The 21306-nt window shown below is 69.5% G+C and carries 18 protein-coding genes and 1 other RNA gene; 7 read left to right on the top strand and 12 right to left on the bottom strand.

All coding sequences use genetic code 11. The features are described from left to right. A partial coding sequence (locus A5712_RS04665) for a TetR-like C-terminal domain-containing protein (RefSeq protein WP_068101963.1) occupies positions 1-428 on the top strand: 428 nt, incomplete at its 5' end. Positions 429-452: 24 nt separating this feature from the next. Here the strand turns inward: A5712_RS04665 and A5712_RS04660 are convergent. From A5712_RS04660 to A5712_RS04645, 4 genes are all read right to left on the bottom strand, one after another. After that, on the bottom strand, positions 453-2174 hold the full coding sequence (locus tag A5712_RS04660) for an amidohydrolase family protein (protein WP_068101961.1): 1722 nt from the start codon (positions 2172-2174) through the stop codon (positions 453-455). Between the two features lie 11 nt (positions 2175-2185). Continuing rightward, a complete protein-coding gene (locus A5712_RS04655; RefSeq protein WP_068101959.1) occupies positions 2186-3376 on the bottom strand; it encodes an amidohydrolase family protein in 1191 nt (396 codons plus the stop codon). Positions 3377-3443: 67 nt separating this feature from the next. Beyond that, positions 3444-3839: a type II toxin-antitoxin system VapC family toxin gene (locus A5712_RS04650; protein ID WP_068101957.1), complete on the bottom strand. Its 396-nt coding sequence runs from the start codon at positions 3837-3839 to the stop codon at positions 3444-3446. Beyond that, complete coding sequence (locus A5712_RS04645; protein WP_068101955.1) at positions 3836-4099, bottom strand: antitoxin; 264 nt, start codon at positions 4097-4099, stop codon at positions 3836-3838. The genes A5712_RS04650 and A5712_RS04645 overlap by 4 nt, the downstream gene beginning before the upstream one ends. Positions 4100-4251: 152 nt before the next feature. Here A5712_RS04645 and A5712_RS04640 point away from each other — a divergent pair, with 152 nt between their 5' ends. Next, entirely contained in the window at positions 4252-4500 is a 249-nt protein-coding gene (locus A5712_RS04640; protein WP_068101953.1) for a hypothetical protein, read from the top strand. 3 nt (positions 4501-4503) lie between these two features. On the opposite strand, the gene A5712_RS04635 is transcribed toward A5712_RS04640, so the two are convergent. After that, on the bottom strand, positions 4504-5742 hold the full coding sequence (locus A5712_RS04635; RefSeq protein WP_068101950.1) for a cytochrome P450: 1239 nt from the start codon (positions 5740-5742) through the stop codon (positions 4504-4506). A gap of 221 nt (positions 5743-5963) precedes the next feature. Between A5712_RS04635 and A5712_RS04630 the strand changes: the two genes are divergently transcribed. Then, entirely contained in the window at positions 5964-6164 is a 201-nt protein-coding gene (locus A5712_RS04630; protein ID WP_068101948.1) for a hypothetical protein, read from the top strand. Between the two features lies 1 nt (position 6165). On the opposite strand, the gene A5712_RS04625 is transcribed toward A5712_RS04630, so the two are convergent. Next, positions 6166-7704: a molybdopterin-dependent oxidoreductase gene (locus tag A5712_RS04625; protein ID WP_068101947.1), complete on the bottom strand. Its 1539-nt coding sequence runs from the start codon at positions 7702-7704 to the stop codon at positions 6166-6168. A gap of 319 nt (positions 7705-8023) precedes the next feature. Between A5712_RS04625 and A5712_RS04620 the strand changes: the two genes are divergently transcribed. Continuing rightward, the gene (locus tag A5712_RS04620) at positions 8024-11494 is read left to right on the top strand and encodes a hypothetical protein (protein WP_068101946.1); all 3471 of its coding nucleotides are present in this window, start codon (positions 8024-8026) and stop codon (positions 11492-11494) included. Here the strand turns inward: A5712_RS04620 and A5712_RS04615 are convergent. Continuing rightward, positions 11491-12975 (bottom strand): aldehyde dehydrogenase family protein, encoded by a 1485-nt coding sequence (locus tag A5712_RS04615; protein ID WP_068101937.1) that lies wholly within the window; start codon positions 12973-12975, stop codon positions 11491-11493. The two genes, A5712_RS04620 and A5712_RS04615, sit on opposite strands and share 4 nt — an antisense overlap. 75 nt (positions 12976-13050) lie before the next feature. Here A5712_RS04615 and A5712_RS04610 point away from each other — a divergent pair, with 75 nt between their 5' ends. Next, a complete protein-coding gene (locus A5712_RS04610) occupies positions 13051-14133 on the top strand; it encodes a Zn-dependent alcohol dehydrogenase (RefSeq protein WP_068101935.1) in 1083 nt (360 codons plus the stop codon). A gap of 3 nt (positions 14134-14136) precedes the next feature. Here A5712_RS04610 and A5712_RS04605 read toward each other — a convergent pair whose 3' ends face one another. Both A5712_RS04605 and A5712_RS04600 read right to left on the bottom strand, forming a co-directional pair. After that, positions 14137-14331, bottom strand: a complete 195-nt coding sequence (locus A5712_RS04605; RefSeq protein WP_068101933.1) for a ferredoxin — start codon at positions 14329-14331, stop codon at positions 14137-14139. Next, on the bottom strand, positions 14328-15497 hold the full coding sequence (locus A5712_RS04600) for a cytochrome P450 (RefSeq protein WP_068101931.1): 1170 nt from the start codon (positions 15495-15497) through the stop codon (positions 14328-14330). The genes A5712_RS04605 and A5712_RS04600 overlap by 4 nt, the downstream gene beginning before the upstream one ends. A 113-nt stretch (positions 15498-15610) precedes the next feature. Between A5712_RS04600 and rnpB the strand changes: the two genes are divergently transcribed. Continuing rightward, positions 15611-16011: RNase P RNA component class A (gene rnpB / locus A5712_RS04595), an RNA gene on the top strand. A 15-nt stretch (positions 16012-16026) separates the two neighbouring features. On the opposite strand, the gene A5712_RS04590 is transcribed toward rnpB, so the two are convergent. The 3 genes from A5712_RS04590 to panB all read right to left on the bottom strand — a co-directional run bounded on the left by A5712_RS04590 (position 16027) and on the right by panB (position 19773). Continuing rightward, positions 16027-17529 (bottom strand): CYTH and CHAD domain-containing protein, encoded by a 1503-nt coding sequence (locus tag A5712_RS04590; protein WP_068101930.1) that lies wholly within the window; start codon positions 17527-17529, stop codon positions 16027-16029. A 56-nt stretch (positions 17530-17585) separates the two neighbouring features. Next, entirely contained in the window at positions 17586-18749 is a 1164-nt protein-coding gene (locus A5712_RS04585; RefSeq protein ID WP_068101929.1) for a cellulase family glycosylhydrolase, read from the bottom strand. 178 nt (positions 18750-18927) lie between these two features. Continuing rightward, positions 18928-19773, bottom strand: coding sequence for a 3-methyl-2-oxobutanoate hydroxymethyltransferase (gene panB / locus A5712_RS04580; RefSeq protein ID WP_068101969.1), 846 nt, complete (start codon positions 19771-19773; stop codon positions 18928-18930). A gap of 130 nt (positions 19774-19903) precedes the next feature. On the opposite strand from panB, the gene A5712_RS04575 reads away from it, so the two are divergent. Next, positions 19904-21286 carry a wax ester/triacylglycerol synthase family O-acyltransferase gene (locus A5712_RS04575; RefSeq protein ID WP_068101927.1) on the top strand — a complete coding sequence of 461 codons (1383 nt, stop codon included), beginning with the start codon at positions 19904-19906 and terminating at the stop codon, positions 21284-21286. The last annotated feature ends 20 nt before the right edge of the window (positions 21287-21306 follow it).

Below are 21306 nucleotides of genomic sequence, written 5' to 3'. Positions count from 1 at the left end.
GCTACTGGGGCAGCCGGCAGCGACTGATCGTCGACGCGGCCCTCGCCGACGCCGAGGCCTTCAGTGCGGTACCGGACACCGGTTCGTTGCGTTCAGACCTGCTGGCGTTCGCGCGCAGAGCGATCGCGCGGCTCAATTCCGAGGAGGGCCGCGCCTTCACGCGGGCGCTCGTCATGGAACGTCCCGGCCATCACGACGAAGAAACCCGAATGCTGGTTTGGCAGGCGCGTTTTAACGCCTTGCGCGCGGTGATCGACCGCGCGAGGGAACGGGGCGAACTGCGTGCCGGGGTGAACACCCTGGCGGCCGTGCAAGTCGTGCTGGCGCCGTTGAACGTTCGCGTCCTTTACTCCGATTTACCTATCGACGATCGCTACTGCGAGGCGATCGCCGACATGGCCTGGCACGCGCTGGTCAAGCGGGAGTGAACTCGACCGGCAGCGTGGCCGGCGTCACGAGGCTTTGACCGTCTCGGTGTCGCGTCCGGACCGCAACACGGTGCCGGGGAGGGCGCCGGTGGCGACGCCGTCACGGCACACCTCGACGCCACCGACCAGCACCGAGGTGATCCCGTAGGCGTCGGCGACCAGCCGCGGCGCGCCGGCAGGCAGGTCGTAGCGGGTGCGCTCGGGCCCGTGGTCGACCGTGGCCGGGTCGAACAGCACCAGGTCGGCGTGCCAGCCGGGCTCGATGCGGCCGCGTTCGGTCAGCCCGTAGAACCGGGCCGGCACGTCGGTGATGAGCCGGACGGCCTCCTCGAGCGTCACGACCTGATGCTCGCGGACGCCCCGGCCCAGCAGCGACGTCGTGTAGATGGCGCCGCACATCATGTCGAGGTGGGCTCCGGCGTCCGAGCCGCCGATCACCGCGCCCGGGTGGTGCCACACTTCGGCGCGCGCCCGCCAGTCGGCCGCGTCGTCACCGGTCAGCGGCGGGGACAGGCCGGTGCGCAGTTCGTCGGCGATCACGATGTCCAGCAGCGTGTCGAAGGGCTCGCCGCCCCGGTCGGCGGCGATCGCGCCGACGCTGCGGCCGGTCGCGTCGGCGTTCTCGGGGGCGAACGTCTCGACGATGACGAGGCGGTCCCATTGCGCCAGGCCGCGCAGCATGCCGGCCTCCTTGGAGGCGGCGCCCTCGGCGAGGCGGCGGCGCACCTGCGGATCGGCAAGCGCGACAAGCCGTTCGGGCACCGGCAGGTGCATCGTGTCGCGCCAGCCGGGCAGCCCGTCGAGCACGAAGCCGGACAGGAACGACAGCCGGATCTTCATGGCCTGCGGCAGGGTCAGCGCCACCACCCGGCCGCCGCGTTGGGCCGAGGCGTCGAAGGCGCGCAACTGCTTTCCGTGCCCGGCCGGGTTGGCCGCCGAGACGCCGAGCAGGTTCCAGTTCAGCGGGCGGTCCGCGGCCACCGACATGTCGGTCAGCAGCGCGATGTCGTCGTCGGTGAAGCCGGACAGGCAGCCGGGGATGATGGCCTCGAGCGTGGTGCCCGGATGGTCGCGCAGCGCGGCCGCGAGCGTCACCAGCTCGTCGCGCGAAGCGCTGCGCGACGGAACCGGTTGCCCGCCACCGTCATTGTGGGTGGGCGACTGCGAGGTCGACAGCCCGAGCGCGCCGGCGCCCAGCGCGTCGTGCAACACCGCGACCATCTTGTCGATGTGTTCCGGTGTAGCCTCGCCGCCCACGGCATCGGCGCCCATCGCGGCCAGCCGCAGCGCCGAATGGCCAACCAGGAAACCGGCATTGACCGCGGTATGGCCGTCCAGGCGGCCCAGCCAGTCGCCGAACGATGCCCAGCCCCAGTCCAGGCCGGCCCGTAACGCGTCCAGCGGCATCCCCTCCACCCGCGCCAGCATCCGGGTGAGGTAGTCGTGTTGGTCGGGCGCCGCCGGCGCCAGCGTGAAGCCGCAGTTGCCGCCGAACACGGTCGTGACGCCGTGCTGCACCGATGGGCTGGCGGTCGGGTCCCAGAACAGCTGCGCGTCGTAGTGGGTGTGCAGGTCGACGAACCCGGGCGCGAGTGTCTGCCCTTGGGCGTCAACGGTTTTGGTGGCCATGTCGTCGACGTCACCGACGGCGACGATGCGCCCGTTGCTGACGCCGACGTCGCCGTGGCGGGCGGGCGCGCCGGTGCCGTCGACGATCTCGGCGTCGCGGATCAACAAGTCAAGCACTTGCGGGCCTCCTACGTTCTGGCGAGCCACCCGTCGTCGGGCAGCGGGTGGCCGAATAACTGTGCGGCGTTGCGGTGGGTGATCCGGGCCGCGTCCTCCGTCGACAGGCCGGCGACGTTGCGCGCCACCACCTCCTGGGTGTCGGGCCACGTCGAGTCGGCGTGCGGGTAGTCGCTTTCGACGAGGATGCGGTCAGCCCCGATCGCGTCGAGGGCGCCGAAAGCGTGCGGGTCGTCGATCGAGCAGAACCAGAAGTTGCGCCGCAGCACCTCGCTGGGCAGCAGGTCGCTCTTCCACGCACCACCCTCGTGGCCCGAAGCGGAATGCGCCAGAACGTAATCGGCGCGGTCGCCGAGCATGGCCGCCCAGCCGAGACCGCCCTCGGCCAGCGTGATGTTGAGCCCCGGGAACCGCACCGGGATCCCCGACCACAGCATGTCCGCGCACGCGACCAGACCGTTCACCGGGAACAGGGTGGTGATGGTTTCAAAAGGCGTGTCCGGGGCGGGGATTGGCGCCCACTGCGCGGAGCCGGTGTGCAGGCACACCGCGGTGCCGGTCTCCTCGCAGGCGGCGAAGAACGGATCCCACGCGCCGCTGTGCAGGCTGGGGATTCCGCATTGGGCCGGCAGCTCGGGGAAGCTCACGGCCTTGAAGCCGCGCGCGGCGTTGCGGCGGACCTCCTCGGGCGCGAGTTGGGGGTCGGCCAGCCACGGCAGCTGCAGCGGGATGATCCGGTCGGGGTAGGCGCCGGCCCACGCCTCGAGGTGCCAGTCGTTCCAGGCCCGCAGGGTGGCCAGGCCCAGCTCCAGGTCGTCGCTCTTCCAGAAGACAGTGCCGGCGAACCCGGCGATCAGCGACGGGAAATTCAGCGATGCCCAGATGCCGGCGAGGTCCATATCGGCGATCCGGGCGTCGACATCCCAACAGCCGGGCCGCATTTCGTCGAACCGGGCGGCTTCCATGCTCCATTCCTCGCGGGGCCGTCCGATCACCGCGTTGAGGCCGATGTTGGGATACTCGCGGCCCTCGTAGCGCCACACCTGGCGCCCGTCGTCGGTCTCGACGACCCTCGGGGCGCGGTCGGACAGCGCCGCGGGCAGCCGGCCGATGAACAGATCGGGCGGCTCGATGACGTGGTCGTCCACCGAGATCACGACGTGCTGTCGCTGCCGGGGATCAGGGTCTGGCAGCAGCGCCATACCTGATGACTATCGTCGGATTTCCGGCGCTGTCAATGCTATCTATGCAATGAAAGCAAAGTTGCGGCTAATCCAGTCGCGTGATGCCCGGATATGCGTCGACGCCGCGGTCGAAGCTCATCAGTTGAGCGATGTGGTAGCGAGTCATGATGGCGATGTGCAACGCAGCCCTCGCCGAGAGGCCTCGATAGCGCGACAGAGTGTCCTTGGCGAACTCGACATCGGCGTGCCCGATCGGCAGCACCTCGTCCACCACCCCGAGGATCGCGTCGAAGGTCGGCTGGATCGCCTCGCGACGCTCGATCGCCACATATCGGTGACAGATTTCCTGTAGCACTTCGGCGTCGGTGACAAGCCGGTTGCCCGCCGACAGTGCGGATTCCAGCAGACGTTGCGCATTCAGCTTGTGTGGGCGCGACGCGCCCACCAAGTACATGGGGATGTTGGTGTCGACGAAGATCACTGGGTAGCTTCAGGAGGCTCCATGTATCCGCGTTCGGTCTCCTCCAGCATTTGGTCAATGCCAGGCGCCGGAAACTCATGACGCGCGGCGGTTCGGACGGCCCGCAACTTGGCGTCGAGATCGCCGGTCGGCTCCCGTTCCCGCGCCTCGCGCAGGGTGCGGCGCACCCATTCGGAGACGGTTGTGCGATGCCGGCGGGCGATTTTCTGCAGCTCGTCCCACTCGTCCGCGTCGAGAAGAACCTGCAGCCGCTTACTCATGGTATGAGTATAAATGACTCATTCCGCTGGCCGCCGCGTCTTTCGCTGCTACCGCGCCGTGGCAACATCGCTGGGCTTCGAGGGCAAGATTAAGTGGGCCGAGGCGATGCCGTAAGCATTGACCACAGCACCGGCAGAAAGGAATCCCTGCGATGGCCAAGACCCGTGCCGAAGCGGCGCAGTACGTCAAGGAAGCCGGAGGGTTGAAGCTTGTCGTTTTCGGAGCCGACGGGCACGAGGTGGCGGCGATGTTCGTGCAAGGGTCGGTGACATACGACGAGGAGGCAGCGCGCTTTATCGCGGTTGCCGAGGACGGCCACACGGTGGGGGAACTGTTCGTGGACGAGACGGTCGGTTACGACGAGAGCATCGACGCGTTCGTCATCCGAACCGTGCGATAGCGATTAATGCCCGGGCTCGAATTCGATCGGCAGTGCCATGGGTCCGCTCAGCCCGCTGAGGGGCTTCCATGGGGCCGGGCCGGCGAGGCGGGCGTTGGGCATGCGCCGGGTCATGATCGCGAGTGCTTCGGCCAGCTCAAGTCGGGCCAGGTTGGCGCCCAGGCAGTAGTGCATGCCGGCGCCGAACGTCTGCATTGGCGGGGCGCCGTCGCGGGTGATGTCGAGGCGGTCGGGTTCGTCGTACACGGCGGGATCGCGGTTCGCGGCGGCGGTGTTGGCGATGACCAGCGTGCCGGCCGAGATCATGAATCCGGCGATTTCGACGTCCTCGCGCGCGGTGCGCAGCGTGGCGGCCGCGATCGGTGAGTGGCGCATCGTCTCTTCGACGGCCTTGTTGGCGAGCTCGGGATTCTGGGCCAGCAGCTCCCACTGGCCGGGGTGCTCGCACAGCGCCTGCACCGAGGCCGCCAGCTGGTTGCGGGTGGTGTCGGTGCCGGCGATCAGCAGGCCGGCCGCCAGCATCCGTAGTTCGTCGGCGCTGAGGTGATCGCCGTCGTCCTCGGCCCGGATCAGATCGGAGGTCAGGTCGTCGGTCAGCCGGTGGCGCCGCTGGGCGACCATGTCGTCGATGTAGGCGTCAAGATCCGCCCACGCGGTCAGGATGGTCCGCTCGTGGGCGGCGACGTCCCAGCTGAAGGCCTTGAAGATGTCGTCGGTCCAGTCCGAGAAGAGCTGCCAATCCTCCGCCGGCGCGCCCAGCAGCGCGCAGATGATCGGGATCGGATATTGCCTCGCGATCTCGCCGACTACCTCGCAGCGTCCCGTAGCGGCGTGGCGGTCCACCAGTTCGGTGATCACATCGACGATCGTCATGCGCAGCCGCGCGGTGGCGCGCGGTGTGAAGGCTTGGGACACCAGTCGTCGCAGCCGTTGGTGCTCGGGCCCGTCGAGGCTGATCAGGCTGGCTGCCACCCGCTCCCACAACGGCCCACTGGTGATGCCTTGTGAGGCCAGGAACATGCCCTGAGGCATCCGGAATCGGGGGTCGCGCAGCACGCTTCTGACCAGTTCGTAGGTGAGCAGCTCCGGCCCGTGCGGGCTGACGGCGATCGGCGCCCGGCGTCGCGCTGCCCGGAGGATTTCGTGCGCCTCGTCCGGGCTCTGGCAGTGCTCGTAGTTGATCCTCGGGAGGCCGGCCTCGAACACGCTCGGGCAGATCGGTGCATCAGCCGTGATGGTCATGGTGTTCCCCCGGAGGTCGTCGGTGTCGTGCTTTCACCACGAAGTCTTGGGAGCGGGGGAGCACATTGCACGCGTAGTCGGCTACCTCACTTCGTGCGTTCGGCGGTTGTGCACTCAGGGCTTTGAGTGGGAGCCCAGGGTGTGGATTCGGCGTATTCTCCGCCGCCAGTGCACACGGGAAGCCTTGACTGCACACTCGACGCGGCGCGTAGCCTGCCTATATGCGAAGGACTTTCGTCGTCACGCTCGCGTTCGGGGTAATCGTCGCGCTGTTCGGTCTGATCTGGGCGCTGCAGGGATTCGGGGTGCTGCTAGGTAGCCCGATGAGCAACACCACGACCTGGTCGATCATCGGGCCCATCACGGTGCTGGTCGGCCTCGCGATCGTGGTGTTCAGCTGGCGCAAGCTTTCGGCAAAATAGTTCACGCCTGCACGACGGTGAATTCCACCGTGTGCCAGCCGGTGGCGCCGTCCGGGACGCTACCGACCCGATCGGCCGTTTGGGTGGCCCCGGTGTTGTCGGTGGCGCGCACGGAGATGGTGTGCCTCCCAGGGCTTTTCGCCTGCCACGGAAAGCGCCACAACCGCCACGTGTCGTTGGAATAACTGGCGCCCTGCTCGGCGGGCTGCCAGACCCCGTCGTCGATGAGGACCTCGACCGCCCGCACGCCGCGATTCTGCGCCCACGCGACGCCGCCGAAGACCACGGGGCCCACGGGCAGCTGCTGACCATCCTTCGGCACATCGATCCGCGACTCGGTCTTGATGGGCGCGCGCGGCGCCCAGCCCTGCCGCGTCCAGTACGCCTTCGCCCTGTCGAAGCGGGTCAGCTCCACGTCGACGACCCACTTGGTCGCCGACACGTAGCCGTAGAGCCCGGGCACCACCAGCCGGGCCGGATAGCCGTGCTCGACTGGGAGGGGCTGACCGTTCAGGCCCACCGCCAGCAGCGCCGCGCGGCCATCGGTGAGCGCCTGAACGGGCGTGCCGGCGGTGAACCCGTCGATCGACGTCGAGAGCACCATGTCGGCGTCAGCATGCACCCCGGCCGCGGCGAGCAGGTCGGCCACCCGGTAGCCGGTCCAAACACCCGTCGAAATGAGGTTTCCGCCAACGGGATTCGATACGCAGGTCAGCGTCGTCACCGTTTCGACGACGTCGAAGCGGGCCAGGTCGTTGAAGCTGTAGGTGGTTTCGCGGTCCACCATGCCGTGGATGCGCAGTCGCCAGTCACCGTGGCTGAGCTGGGGAACGGTCAGTGCGGTGTCCACGCGGTAGAAGTCGGCGCTGGGCGTGATAAAGCTCGGCAGCGCAACGCCGTTCGGTTGCACGTCGGCGGGTATCGGTGGCGCCGGCGTGCGCGGGCGGGGAAGCGCAAAGCCGGTGCGGTCGGCGGCCACCGAATGCACCAACCGCGTGACGACCGCACCCGCCACGCCGCTCACCACTCCGAATCCGAGCAGCCCCAGCATGACCAGCCTGCGCCTGCCCGCGTCCGGGTCGTCGACGGTGTCCCCGCCGTCCGACCCCGACCGGATCCGACGGGTCAGCAAACGAAGGGTCGCAACGCCGCAGGCGGCGCCGACCAGCGTCGGGATCGTGTCGACGGCCGTCGCACCCGGCCGTGACAACACCGCGAGGCATCCCAGCACGCCCGCCGCTGCGATCGTGACGCTCCCGACGGGGCGGCGCGCAGTCTCGAAGCTCCCCGCGATGGCGGCGATCGCGGCGATCGCCACGAGCACGACGACGGCCACGAAGGGCTTGTCCAGGGAGCCGAGGGTCTGAATCGCCCACTCTTTGACGGGCCCCGGTGTCACGTCGACGGCCACCGCGCCGACCGCGGCACGCGCGTCGGCCTGCGCGCCGAACGGGATGCCCACCAGCTGGGCCACCCCGAGCGAGACAGACGCGGCGGCGACGCCCGCGATCATCCGCTCATTCGACGGGGCGACGGCCATCGAGCCACTCTACCCGCGTTCGCCGCCCGATCCGGAGGGCCGCAAACACATTGCCGTACAGGAAAACCGGGGACCCCCCGGACGGCTAGTCTAGAGACAGCCGAGATACCCAATTCGGCTTGCAGATATGAAAAAAGTGATTTAGCCTCCGACACCCTGGCCATCCGCATATCTTGGGCTTTTGTAGGCCCGGGGGACGCATGGGAGCGTAAGACTTGACCGCGATCCGCCGAACGATCCGTTCGTCGATTCCGGTTGTCTTGGCGAATGCGGAGCGCGCTCGGGATGCCTTCGGGCGCTTGGCGTTTGGCGACACGGCATGACGCGCGCGACTGCGACAGAACGGCTCGACAGCGAAAACCCGTGGCCGGGGCTCGAGTCGTTCGAGGAATCCGGGAGCGCGTTCTTCCACGGGCGTGGCCACGAATCGACGACGCTGCTGAGCTGCGTTCTCGACGCTCCCATCACCCTGTTGTACGGGCGGTCCGGCGTCGGCAAGACGTCGTTGCTGCGCGCGGGGCTGTTCCCGTTGCTGCGCGACAACGACTTTCTGCCGGTCTATGTGCGCTTCGACGTTGCGCCGGGCGCCGCACCGCTGACTCGTCAATTGCGGCAATCGGTGTCCGACTCGATTCGGGCCGAGGTGCTCGATCCGGTGCTGCCTGCGGAGGGCGAATCTCTTTCGGAATATCTGCATCGCGACGACTTCGAGCTCCGAAGCGAGCGCGGCGAGCCACTGACGCCGGTGATCGTCCTCGACCAGTTCGAGGAACTCGTCACACCCGCTCAGCGGGTTGCCGATCTCGTTCGGGAATTCAGGGATGAGCTCGGTGAGCTGGCCGAACGGAAGGGCAGTTACAAGTTACTGCTCTGCCTGCGGGAGGAATCTGTCCCGGATCTCGACGACTGGCGCCAGCTCATCCCGTCGCTCGGTCAGTCGCGGATGCGACTCTTGCCGATGGGAACGAGCGAGGCAGTCGACGCGGTGTACAAGCCGGCCGAGGAGTTGATGCCCCGTTCGTTGGCGCGCCGGGTGGTGGGCATCGTCGCCGGCGAGGACCTGCACCGCGCCCATGGCGTCCCGTTTGCCGATGTCGATCGTCCCGGCGACGACTTCGACGCCCTGGAGGTCGAACCCGCGCTGCTCAGCTTGTTCTGCCGCGAGCTCAACGAGGAGCGGAAGCGGCGCGGGCAGAGCCACTTCGACGACCGGCTGGTCCAGGACGCCAGGCGAGACATCCTGTCGAACTACTACCTGTCGTGCGTGCGCGATCTTCCCCCGCGCGTCGCGCAGTTCATCGAGTCCGAGCTCATCACCGAGAAGGGATTCCGCGACAGCTACGTCCGCGAGGAAGCGGTGCCGTCACGGCTCACCGAGGACGAACTGTCCCGGCTGATCGGGTCGCGGCTGCTACGGCTGCAGGAACGCTACGGCGCGCAGCGCATCGAACTCACGCACGATGTGCTCACCGACGCGGTCCGCGAACACCGAGACCGGCGACGCACGGGAAAGACCAAGGCCGCCTTGGCATCCCGCGCCGACGGCCCGCAAGTCGGACTCGAAGCCGCCCAGCGGCGCGCGGCTGCCCTGCGGAAACGGTTACAGATCCTCGCTGCCGCGCTGGCGGTCACCGCCGTCGTCGCCCTCGTCGCCGTGATGCTCGGTGTGCAGGCCGTCCAAGCGCGACACGAGGCGCAGAGCCAGCTGCACCAGAAGCTGCTCACCCAGCGGCAGATCCTGATCGCCGAGGCGCAGGACATGCTGGCCGGCACCCAGCCCGGCGGGGACGCGCGCGCCTTCCAGCAGATCCTCGCCGCGCGCGCCCTGCTCACTCCCGCCGACGACGGCCCGCTCTACACCGCGGTGGCCCAACGAGCCAGCACCCTGAAAATCATCACCGGGCACACCGGTGCCGTGAACGGTGTGGCGTTCAGCCCCGACGGGCGCCGGCTTGCCAGCGTCGGCCTCGACAAGGCGGTGCGGGTGTGGAACACCGAGACCGGCCAACAGGTCGGCGCGGCGATGACCGGCCATCAGGACAACGTGATCGGCGTGGCGTTCAGCCCGGACGGGCGCCGGGTGGCTTCCGCGAGCATGGACAAGACCGTCCGAATCTGGGATGCGGAGACGGGCCACCCGGTCGGCGCGCCCCTCCGCGGTCACACCGGTTCGGCGCTCGGGGTGGCGTTCAGCCCGGACGGGAACTGGCTGGCCTCGGCGAGCAGCGATCGCACCGTGCAGCTGTGGGACGTACGGGCCGGCTACACGCCCGGTCCCCGGCTCGTCGGCCACACGGGCTCGGTGGTCGGCGTGGCGTTCAGCCCTGATGGGCAGCGGCTGGCTTCGGCGAGCGACGACCAGACCGTGCGCCTGTGGGACGCCCGCACCGGCCAACCGATCGGCGCCCCCCTCGTCGGGCACATCGGCCCGGTGCTCAGCGTCGCGTTCAGCTCCGACGGGCACCGGCTGGCTTCCGCGAGCATGGATACGACGGTCCGGATCTGGGACGCCGACACCGGTCAACCGGTCGGCGCGCCCCTCACCGGTCACACCGGGCCGGTGCAGGGCGTGGCGTTCGACCCCGCGGGACATCGGCTGGCCAGTGCGAGCGCCGACCAGACCGTGCGTTTGTGGGACGCCGACGCCGACCACGACCGCGGCCCGTTGCTCGTCGGACACAGCGGCATCGTGAACGGCGTCGTGTTCAGCCCCGACGGGCGCCGGCTGGCCACCGCAAGCGCCGACGCCACGGTCCGGCTGTGGGACGCCGGCCAGCCGCTCGGCTCACCGCTGGTCGGCCACACCAGCAAGGTGAATAGTGTCGCCTTCAGCCCCGACGGCCACCGCCTCGCCTCGGCCAGCGACGACCAGACGGTGCGCCTGTGGGACGCCGGCACCGGCCAGCCGGTCGGCGCGCCCCTGCGCGGCCACACCGGCAACGTGAACAGCGTGGCGTTCAGCCCCGACGGGCGGCGCGTCGCCTCGGCGGGCGACGACCAGACGGTGCGGCTGTGGGACGCCGGGACCGGCCAACCGGTGGGCGCGCCGCTGCGCGGCCACACCGGCCCGGTGCTCAGCGTGGCGTTCAGCCCCGACGGCCGCCAGCTGGCGTCGGCCGGCGACGACCAGACGGTGCGGCTGTGGGACGCCGCCACCGGTAAGTCGATCGCCCTGACCGGCCACACCCGCAGGGTGGACAGCGTGGCGTTCAGCCCCGACGGTCACCGGCTGGCCTCGGCCAGTGTCGATCAGACGGTGCGGCTCTGGGATGCGGGCACCGGCCAATCGCTCGCCGTCCTCGCCGACCACGCCGGGCCGGTGTTCAGCGCGGCGTTCAGCCCGGACGGCCGCCGGCTGGCCACCGCGAGCGGCGACCAGACGGTGCGGCTGTGGGACGCGGGAACCGAGCAACCGGTCGGCGACCCCTTGAGGGGAAACGGCGACACCGTGAACGCCGTGGCCTTCAGTCCCAACGGACGGCGGCTGGCCACCGCGGAAAGCGAAGGCACGCTGCAACTTTGGGATGCCACCACCGGCCAGCCGTTCGGCGCCTACCTCGAGGGCCACACCGGCCCGGTACTCAGCGTGGCGTACAGCCCCGACGGGCAACGGCTGGCCTCCGCGGGAGCCGACACCACGGTGCGGCTATGGCCGGCGGATGCGTCGCCGGAGATGCTGTGCGCCAAGCTGACCTCGAACATGAGCCGCCAGCAGTGGCGCGACTGGGTGTCGCCCGACATGGGCTACGTCAAGCTGTGCCCGGGACTGCCGATCGCCGGTAGTGGCTAACTCGGCACGGGATGCCGGACGAACGTCCGCGGCTGGGTGAACGCCCGGATCCCGTCGACGCCGAGTTCCCGGCCGAGGCCCGACTGGCCGCAGCCGCCGAACGGCAGGCGCGGGTCTTGGGCGGCCAGGCCATGGCAGTTGACGCTGACGGTGCCCGCGACGAGCCGGTCCGTGATCCGGTCGGCCAGCGCGTCGTCCCCGGTCCAGACCGACGCGGTGAGGCCGAATTCTGTTGCGTTGGAAGCGGTTACGGCGTCGTCGATGTCGTCGTAGCCGAAGATCGGCAGCACCGGACCGAACTGCTCCTCGGAGGCCAGCCGCGAATCGGAGGCGAGGTCGGTGACGACGGTCGGCAGCGCGAAGTAGCCGCCGGAGGCGGCGTCGGCCTCGCGGATCCGCCCCGCGGTGCGCACCGACGCGCCCTGGGCCTCGGCGTCACCGACCAGGGCGGCGACCCGGTCGCGCCCGGCGGCGGTGTGCAGCGGACCGAGCGTGGTCTCGTCGGCGAGGCCGTCGCCGATCACCTCGCGCTCGCAGCGCGCGAGCACCGCCTCGGCCAGCTCGCCGACCTTGCCGGCAGGCGCGTACAGCCGCTTGATCGCCATGCAGACCTGGCCGCCGGTGGTATAGGTCGCCGTCACCAACCGCTCCACGAGCTCGTCGGTGACCTCGATGTCCGGGGCGACGATCGCGGCGTCGTTGCCGCCCAGCTCGAGCAGCACCGGGGTGAGGCGTGCCGCGGCGGCGGCCATGACGGCGCGCCCGGTGGCGACGCCGCCGGTCAGCGAGATCAGGTCGATGCCCGGGTGGGTGACCAGCGCCTGGGCCAGCTCGCTGCCCGGTCCGGACAGGACGTTCACCACGCCCGGCGGCAGCGCCGCGGCCACCGCGCCGGCCAGCTGCAGCGCGGCCAGCGGACAGCTCGGTGGCACCTTGACGACGGCGGTGTTGCCCGCCGTCAGCGCCGACGCGAGCTTCGTCATCGTCAGCGCCAGTGGCCAGTTGAACGGCAGCACCAGCGCGGCGACGCCGAACGGCTCCCGGTGCAGCCGTGGGTAATCGGAGCCGGGGTCGACCTGCTCTTGGGCCAGCGCCGCCTCGGCCATCGAGCCGATCAGCGCGGCGAGGCCGGGTCCGGTGCTGATCTCGAAGTTCGCCTCGGTGAGCACCTTGCCGTGCTCGCGGGTGTAGAGCCGCGCGCCGTCGTTGGCGGTCAGCTGTTCGGCGGCCGTGGCCGCGGCCACCGAGATGGCGGCGACCCGCTCCGCGACGCCGAGCGCCCGCCATTCCGGGGCCGCCCGCTTCGCCGCCGACACCGCGGCGTCCAGTTGGGCACGGTCGGCGGCGGGTGCGTGGCCGACGATCTCGGCCGGTCGGGCCGGGTTGTGCACCGGGTAGGTTCCCGCGGCGCCTTCCTGCGGCTGGCCGCCGATGGTCAGGACCGAATCCGTCGCCGGCGCTTTGTGGACCGTAGTTGTCATCGCCCGTCTCCCTTGACCCGGTGCGGTTGTCCAGCCATGGTAAGTCGCTATGACGCCGATCACATTTTTGGTCCGATGAAAGCGGTCGTGCTGCGCGAGGTCGGACAGCCCACGGCGGTGGAGGAGCTCGCGTTGCGACCGCTGGCCGGCCACGAGGTCCGGGTGCGGCTGCACGCCAGCGGGGTGTGCCACAGCGATCTGTCGTTGCGCGACGGGGCGATACCGACGCTGCTGCCGTCGACGCTCGGGCACGAGGGTGCGGGGATGGTCGCCGAGGTGGGCGCCGACGTCACCACCGTCAGCGCGGGGGACCACGTGGTGCTGACGTGGAACGTGCCCTGCCGCTCCTGCACGCATTGCCTGCGCGGCGAGGCCCAGCTGTGCGTGCACGGCTACGACCACGCATACGGCGGCCCGTACGCGGAGGGCGGCGGCGCGCCGGTGTGGCCGGGAATGGGCGTCGGGTCGCTGGCCGAGGAGACGCTGCTGCCGGCCGCGGCGGTGGTGCGGGTCGACGAGTCGCTGCCGCTCGACCTCGCGGCGCTGCTGGGCTGCGGCGTCACCACCGGGGTCGGCGCGGTGATGCGCACCGCGGCCGTGCGCCCGGGGGAGAGTGTGCTCGTGATCGGTTGCGGCGGTGTGGGTTTGGCCGCGATCCAGGGCGCGCGGTTGGCCGGCGCGGCGCCGATCATCGCCGCCGACCGGGCCGCCGGCCAGCTTCCGGCCGCGGTGGCCAACGGGGCAACTGACACCATCGACGCCAGCGAGGTCGACGTCGTCGCCGCGGTGCGCGACCTCACCGGGGGCCTCGGGGTCGACCACGGGATCGAGGTGGTGGGCAAGCCCGCGACCATGCGCCTGGCCTACGAGGCCACCCGTCGCGGCGGCAAGGTGACCCTGGTGGGCGCCGCCGGGATCGCCGAGGAGGTGACGTTTCCGGCGCTGTCGTTGATGGCCGACGGCAAGGCGATCCAGGGCAGCGTCTACGGCGCCAGCGACCCGGCGCGCGACATCCCGGTGCTTGCCGCGCTGGCCCAACGCGGCAAGCTCGACCTCGAAGCGTTGGTGACGCGGCGGATCGGCATCGACGATGTCGAGGCGGCATTCACCGACATGTCCGCCGGGCGCGGCGCCCGCAGCGTGGTCTGCTTCGCGTAATCCTCAGGGCGACAGCGTGATTGCCTGCTCCGGGCAGTTCTGCTCACCCGTTTTGGCCTGCGCCTCGAGTTCGCCCGAGACCTCCTCGACGAGCACCACGCAGTGACCCACCTCGTCGGCGTCGAAGACGTCGGGCGCCAACGTGTAGCAGCGGCCGTGCCCCGTGCAACGGTCCGCATCCACTTCAATGCGGGTCATGACGCCGGGAACACCAGCGGCAGCGACTCCACCGACCGCAGCGCGGCGGTATAGGTCAGCTGCGTGCCGGGCTTGACCTCGTAATTCGGGATGCGGCGGTGGAATTCACGCAGCGCCACCCGCAGCTCCATGCGGGCGAGGTGGGACCCCAGGCAGCGGTGCGGGCCACCGCCAAAGGCGCGGTGCCGGTTTGGATTACGCGTGAAGTCCACCAGCTCCGGGTCGGGGAACTCGGCGGGGTCGGTGTTGGCCGCGCCGAGCAGCGGGCTGACCCGTTCACCCTTGCTGATCGGGCACCCGCCCACCTCGGTGTCCTGGATGCAGACGCGGGCCACGCCCGGCACGGGCGTCTCCCAGCGCAACAGCTCCTCGATGGCGCTGGGCAGTATCTCGGGTTGCTCGACGAGTTGGCGACGGTGCTCGGGGTGGCGGGCCAGGAACACGAAAAAGCAGTCCAGAGAGTCGGTTACGGTGTCGAGCCCGGCGATCAGGAACAGGATGCAGATGTCCAGCAGCTCCTCGCGCGTCAGCGGTTTGCCTTCCACGTTCGCCGCGATCATGGCGGACAGCACGTCGTCGCGCGGATTGGCGATGTGGTCGTCGATGGCACGGTCGAAGTACTCGTAGATCTGTTGCGCCGTCGGAGCACCGGACTCGTGGCGGCGGTCGTAGCCGGAGTCGCCCGGCGGGCGGATGATGCCGTCCTTCCACTCCAGGAACTGGTCGAGGTCCTCCAGCGGCAGGCCGAGCAATTGCAGGAAGACGGTGCAGGGGAGGGGGACGGCGAACTCTTCGTGGAAGTCGCATTCGCCGCGACCGGCGAAGCGGTCGATCATCTCGTTGACCAGCTCGCTGACGCGGGGTTCGCGCCGGGCCATCTCCCGCGGGGTGAACAGCGGGTCGAGGACGCGGCGGTATTTCGCGTGATCGGGCGGGTCGATTTGCAGCGGGATCATCGGCCGGACGTTGCCGAGGTCGACGGCGTCCATGTTCGACGAGAACAACTCGGTGTGCTTGAGGGCCATCTCGATGTCGGCCAGACGACTGAGAACCCATGCCGTCGGCGACCGGAATACCGGGGTGGTTTCGCGCAACGCCTTGTACATCGGCTGCGGATCGGCGAGTCCCGCGAACGCCTGATCGACATACCCGTCGGTTTCTGTCATGAGGTTCAATGTGACACCAACTTCGCTATTTAGGCAATGATTAGGTAATTGCTGATATGCCCGAATGCCGCTGGTCAGCAGATTCTCCAGCGGGTACCGTGGACCGTCGCGGACGAGTTGGCCGGGCGGCCGCGGCTCGCATGTCGAGTCGAGGAAAGTCCGGACTTCACAGAGCAGGGTGATTGCTAACGGCAATCCGAGGTGACTCGCGGGAAAGTGCCACAGAAAACAAACCGCCACCCTCGCGGTGGTAAGGGTGAAACGGTGCGGTAAGAGCGCACCAGCATTCCGGGTGACCGGAGTGGCTAGGCAAACCCCACCCGAAGCAAGGCCAAGAAGGCCGCATCGAAAGGTGCGGCCGCGCAGGCGTTCGAGGGTTGCTCGCCCGAGCCTGCGGGTAGGCCGCTCGAGGCACCCGGCAACGGAGTGTCCAGATGGATGGTCGCCGCCCCGCCGCCGTTGCTCATGCCGCGGCGGCGGGGAACAGAATCCGGCTTACAGGCCAACTCGTCCGCCCCCGCTTTGGCGCTTAGCGCACCGCCTTGGCGAGTTTGCGCAGCGCGTCGTCGAGTTGCTGACGGCACCGCTCGGCGAGGTCGGCCTCCTGCTGGTACAGCAGCCCATAGGTGAAGGTGTCCTCGCCGGCGGTGTGCGCGGCCTCGGCCTGATGACCCAGGTGCTCGCGGCTGACGACGCTGTCCTGGTGGTCGCCCAGCAGCGTCTGGATTACCTTCGCCTGCTCGGACACCTGCGTGGCGCCGGTGGCCGCGGCGGTGTAGCGAAGCCGCTTGGCGCGCTTGCGAATTCGATGCAGCGCCAGGTCTCGTTCGTGCTCGTCGCCGGATTCCACCTGGGCGGCGGCCTTCGCCGCCTTGCGGACCTTGCGGTAAGCCGGATCGAGGGTCACCGGCGCAGCCTCTTCGCCCGGAACCGCCGCGGGAGCTTCGGCCACCCAGGCCTCGAGGGCGTCGAGCAGCCGGAAGTATCGCTGCGAGCGCATCGCGATCAGCGACCGCCGCAGCCCCGTCTGGTAGCGGCGGCGCGCCCCGTCGACGAGGCGTTCGCGGATGCGTCCGCGCACCAGCTGGGGTGGCAGCTTGTCCAACGCCTGCTGGTAGCGCTCGGCCAACACCTCGGCGTCGCGGGCCGCGCCCAGCACGTTGCCCAGCTCGCGGAGCTCGTCGAGGATCCACGCGTTCTCGGACAATCCGAACGAGTCACCGGAGTCGGCCAGCAGGCTGCGGATCTTGCGGATGGTCACCCGCATCTGGTGCACCGCGTCGTAGGCGTCGGCGCGGACCGCCCGATCCCACACCAGCAGCTCGCCGACCTGCTCGGCCACCGCCCGGTGCACCGGGTCGGCGGGCGCGACCGCGCCGTCGGGACGCGCCGACGTGCCGAGCACGCGGGCTAGCTTGGAGGCGTGACCGGCGGGCGCGGCACCGGCGTCCAGCAGCCGATTGCTCAACCGGCTCAGCAGCTCGGTGTCGGCCGCGCCGTTGCCCTCGGCGAGCTCGAGTTCCCATTCGCGCCACTCCTGTTCGGCGGGCTGGGCGTCGGAGTCGCCGGCCGCCCACGCGGTGACGTGGTCGTTGCTGAACTCGGCCAGCGCCGCCCCGTCCGCGCCGTAGAGCACCTGGGTTTCGCGTTCGGTGCTGATTCGGGCGACGGGTACGAGCGGGCGCTCCCGGACGATGGCCAGCACCACATCGCGCAACTCGCCCGGCACGGTGTCGGGCTCTGAGGCGTCCAGCGGTGCGCGAACCTCGGTGCGCGCCTCCGGGCCGGACGGCAACTTGAGGTGCCAGCCCGCATCGTGACCGCCGGTGCGGCGGCGCAGGGTGATCTTGTTGCGCGCCAGGTCCTGCCCCGGCGTGTCGAAGTACGTCGCGTCCAGCGATTCGACCGGCGACTTGTCGACGTGAGCGATCGCGGCGATGCCTTCGAACGACGGCGACACGGTGGACTCCACGACGTCGAACTTGCGCTCCACCTCCAGATGACGCGAGGTTTTCGGCGCTTTCACAGGCATTCTCGGCTCCATTGAGGCGGCGTGATGGGCAACCCATAGGGTGCCATATCGCGGTGCTACTGGTTGAGATGCATCGCCCCGCCGGTCAGCTGACGAAACGTCTGGATTTCGCTTTCCTGGAACGGCCGCCCGTCGGGTTGCAACAGGTCGTGGAACCACACGTCGGGAATCGAGGCGTACGGGTGATCCCACGAGTCCCACGGGAAATACGTCTGGGTCTTGCCCGCGACGAGCCCCCAATTCATCGCACCGACCTTGCGGCGCTTGGCAATTGGCAGGATGTCCGCGACGGTGCTGCCCAACGGACGGGCCAGGTACTCGGTGCAGACGATCGGCCGGTCCTGCGAGGCGAGCTCGTCGATGCGGTTCTCGAAGCCGGCCGGCTCGCCGTAGGAGTGGAACGTCAGGAAGTCGGAGTTACCCAGCTGAATGGCGGCGATCGCGCTGGTGCTTCCGGCGTCGGGCCATTCGCCCTGCCACACCGCGCTCGTCAACGGCTGGACGGGATCGACCGAACGGGCCCACGCGAACACCTGCGGCAGCAGGTCCGCGACGAGCTGCTCCTTGTCCGGCCGCTCGACCGACGCGTAGTGGTGCGAGGGATTGTCGGGCTCGTTCCATAGGTCCCAACCCAAAACTCGGTCGTCGTTGCGGAATTGGGTCAGCACCCCCGTCACGTAGGCCCGCATGGTGTCGAGGTAGCCGCGGTCGCCGAGGCGTTCGGCGCCCGGGCCCTGCACCCAGCCCGAGTTGTGCACGCCCGGCGTCGGGGACCGCTGCGGCCCGACCTTGGGGAACGGGTCCCAACACGAGTCGAACAAGACGAACAGCGGCTTGATGCCGCGGTCGGCGGCGATGGCGACGAACTGGGCGAGGCGAGCCTGGAAACCGCGCTGATCCTGGGTCCACAGCTGGTCGTGCAGGAACACCCGCACGGCGTTGAATCCGGCGGAGCGGGCCCAGCCCAGCTCGACGTGGATGCGCAGCGGGTCGAAGGTGTCGGGCTGGAACATCTCCAGCTGGTTGATCGCGTTCGACGTGACGTAGTTGGCGCCGACCAGCCAGCCCTGCGCCCGGTACCAGCGGTCGGCGCGCTCGGTCGACCACCGGCTCGATTCCGGTGGGCCGGGGGGCGGTTGCGCGGCGGCGCGGGGCACTCGCGTCAGGGCCGCGCCGCCCGCCAGTAGCAGCGGCAACGCCAGGACCGTTCGGCGGTGCACGAGGCCACCACGATTACTGCCGACGATTTCTTCAACCCCGCTCACGAGCCCCGGTCGCCCATAGCAGCAACCCTACCAGCGGTGTCACACAAGAGGTTTCAGCAATCCCCGGCATGACCGGGACCGCCGCTTCAAGCGGGGGAAAGGGCGGGTTGCGCGCCTTTCGGCTAAGCGGCCGTCAGAAGCAGTGCTCCTCGGCGGGGAAGGAGCCCGCGGCCACCTCTTGCGCGTATTGCGTTGCGGCCTTTCGCAATTCGGCCCCGACATCGGCGAACCGCTTGACGAACCGCGGCGGCTTGCCGCCGCTCAGGCCGGCCATGTCCTGCCAAACCAGGACCTGGGCGTCGCAGTTGGGCCCGGCCCCGATCCCGATGGTCGGGATGGTGAGCTTGCCGGTGATCTGGGTGGCGAGCTCGGCGGGCACCATCTCCATCACGACGGAGAACGCGCCGGCCTCGGCTACGGCGATCGCGTCGTGCACGGTTTGCTCCGCGGCGTCGCCGCGGCCCTGCACCTTGAAGCCGCCGAGGCTGTTCACGCTTTGCGGCGTGAAGCCGATGTGGGCCATCACCGGGATGCCCGCGGCCGTCAGGCAGGCGATCTGGTCGGCCACCCGCTCGCCGCCCTCGAGCTTGACGGCATGCGCGCCGCCCTCCTTCATGAACCGGGTCGCGGCGGCCAGCGCGGCGGCCGGGCCGGCCTCGTAGCTGCCGAACGGCAGGTCGGCGACGACCATGGCGTGCTCGGCGCCGCGCGCCACGCCGCGCACCAGCGGGATGAGTTCGTCGATCGAAACCGGAACCGTGGTGTCGTAGCCGTACACCACGTTGGCGGCCGAATCACCGACCAGCAGCACCGGGATGCCGGCGTCGTCGAAGATCCGGGCGGTCGAGTAGTCGTAGGCCGTGAGCATGGCCCACTTGTGGCCTTCGGCCTTCATTTTCTGCAGGTGGTGGGTGCGAATCCGGGTCGGCGGCTTGGCTTGCGCAGCCGGATTGGCACCATAAGGGTTTTGCTCAGACATCATTGTCCCTGGTAGTGGTCGGATCGATCCTCGTGGCCGTTGCGGTCCCCGGGTTCGCTGACTCCCGCCATTCTGCCATCTCGGGTGCGCGGTTGCACCGCCCGTGTGGTGTGAGTCATACCATCTCCGCATGCAGCGGCTCAGCGGACTCGACGCCAGTTTCCTGTACCTCGAGACCGCCGCGCAGCCCATGCATGTTTGCTCGATCATCGAGGTGGACACGTCGACGATGCCGGGCGGCTACACCTTCGGCCGGCTGCGCGACGCGCTGACGCTGCGCCTGAAGGCGATGCCGCAGTTCCGCGAAAAGCTCGCCGACAGCGCGCTGAACCTCGATCACCCGGTGTGGGTGGAAGACGAGAGCTTCGACGTGGACCGCCACCTGCACCGCATCGGGTTGCCGCCGCCGGGCGGCCGCAGCGAATTGTCGGAAATCTGCGGGCACATCGCGTCGCTGCCGTTGGACCGCAGCCGGCCGCTGTGGGAGATGTGGGTCATCGAAGGCGTGGCGGGCGCTGATTCCGATCGGCTGGCGGTGATGACCAAGGTGCACCACTGCGGGGTGGACGGGGTGACGGGCGCGAATCTGATGTCGCAGCTGTGCGCCACCGAGGCCGACGCGCCCGCACCCGATCCGGTGGACGGCGTCGGCGGCGGCAGCGGATGGCAGATCGCCGCGGGCGGGTTGGTCCGGTTCGCCAGCCGGCCGCTGCGGCTGGCCAACGTGGTGCCCCAGACCGTGTCCTCGGTGGTCGCGACGGTGCGCAAGGCCGTCGAGGGCCAGGCGATGGCGCGTCCGTTCGCCGCGCCGCGGACCGCGTTCAACGCCTCCATCACCGGCCGCCGCAACATCGCGTACGCGCAGCTGGACCTCGAGGACGTCAAGACCGTCAAGAACCACTTCGGCGTCAAGGTCAACGACGTGGTGATGGCCCTGGTGTCCGGGGTGCTGCGCCAGTACCTGGCCGAGCGCGACGCGTTGCCCGACACGTCGCTGGTGGCTTCCGTTCCGGTGTCGGTGCACGGAAAGTCGGATCGCCCGGGCCGCAACCAGGTTTCGGCCATGTTCTCCAGCCTGCACACCGAGATCGCCGATCCGGTCGAGCGGCTGGCGGCCATCGCCGAGGCGAATTCGCTTGCCAAGGAACACAGTTCGGCCATCGGCGCCTCACTGCTGCAGGACTGGACGCAGTTCGCCGCGCCGGCGGTCTTCGGCGTCGCGATGCGGCTGTACGCCCGGACCCGGCTGACCGAGACCATGCCGGTGCACAACCTGGTGGTCTCCAACGTCCCGGGTCCGCAGGAGCCGCTGTACTTCCTGGGCTGCGAGGTCAAGGCGATGTATCCGCTGGGCCCGATCTTCCACGGCTCGGGCCTCAACATCACCGTGATGTCGCTGAACGGAACGTTGGACGTCGGGCTGATCTCGTGCCCGGAGTTGCTGCCGGACCTGTGGGAGATGGCCGACGACTTCGCGGTGGCGATGGAAGAACTGCTCGCGGCCGTCGGTTAGTTCGCCGCTGGAGGCGCTCA

It is taken from the genome of Mycobacterium sp. E2327 (genome assembly GCF_001672675.1).
In the GTDB taxonomy this organism is placed as follows: domain Bacteria; phylum Actinomycetota; class Actinomycetes; order Mycobacteriales; family Mycobacteriaceae; genus Mycobacterium.
Note: the sequence above shows the minus strand (reverse complement) of the source record. Positions and strands in the feature narration are given on the sequence as shown.

Excerpts from the sequence above, each read along its gene's own strand:
- panB (WP_068101969.1), bottom strand. The coding sequence starts at position 19,773 with ATGTCTGAGCAAAACCCTTATGGTGCCAATCCGGCTGCGCAAGCCAAG.
- A5712_RS04590 (WP_068101930.1), bottom strand. The coding sequence starts at position 17,529 with ATGCCTGTGAAAGCGCCGAAAACCTCGCGTCATCTGGAGGTGGAGCGC.
- A5712_RS04640 (WP_068101953.1), top strand. The coding sequence starts at position 4,252 with ATGGCCAAGACCCGTGCCGAAGCGGCGCAGTACGTCAAGGAAGCCGGA.
- A5712_RS04575 (WP_068101927.1), top strand. The coding sequence starts at position 19,904 with ATGCAGCGGCTCAGCGGACTCGACGCCAGTTTCCTGTACCTCGAGACC.
- A5712_RS04630 (WP_068101948.1), top strand. The coding sequence starts at position 5,964 with ATGCGAAGGACTTTCGTCGTCACGCTCGCGTTCGGGGTAATCGTCGCG.
- A5712_RS04625 (WP_068101947.1), bottom strand. The coding sequence starts at position 7,704 with ATGGCCGTCGCCCCGTCGAATGAGCGGATGATCGCGGGCGTCGCCGCC.
- A5712_RS04645 (WP_068101955.1), bottom strand. The coding sequence starts at position 4,099 with ATGAGTAAGCGGCTGCAGGTTCTTCTCGACGCGGACGAGTGGGACGAG.
- A5712_RS04620 (WP_068101946.1), top strand. The coding sequence starts at position 8,024 with ATGACGCGCGCGACTGCGACAGAACGGCTCGACAGCGAAAACCCGTGG.
- A5712_RS04655 (WP_068101959.1), bottom strand. The coding sequence starts at position 3,376 with ATGGCGCTGCTGCCAGACCCTGATCCCCGGCAGCGACAGCACGTCGTG.
- A5712_RS04635 (WP_068101950.1), bottom strand. The coding sequence starts at position 5,742 with ATGACCATCACGGCTGATGCACCGATCTGCCCGAGCGTGTTCGAGGCC.
- A5712_RS04600 (WP_068101931.1), bottom strand. The coding sequence starts at position 15,497 with ATGACAGAAACCGACGGGTATGTCGATCAGGCGTTCGCGGGACTCGCC.
- A5712_RS04610 (WP_068101935.1), top strand. The coding sequence starts at position 13,051 with ATGAAAGCGGTCGTGCTGCGCGAGGTCGGACAGCCCACGGCGGTGGAG.
- A5712_RS04605 (WP_068101933.1), bottom strand. The coding sequence starts at position 14,331 with ATGACCCGCATTGAAGTGGATGCGGACCGTTGCACGGGGCACGGCCGC.
- A5712_RS04615 (WP_068101937.1), bottom strand. The coding sequence starts at position 12,975 with ATGACAACTACGGTCCACAAAGCGCCGGCGACGGATTCGGTCCTGACC.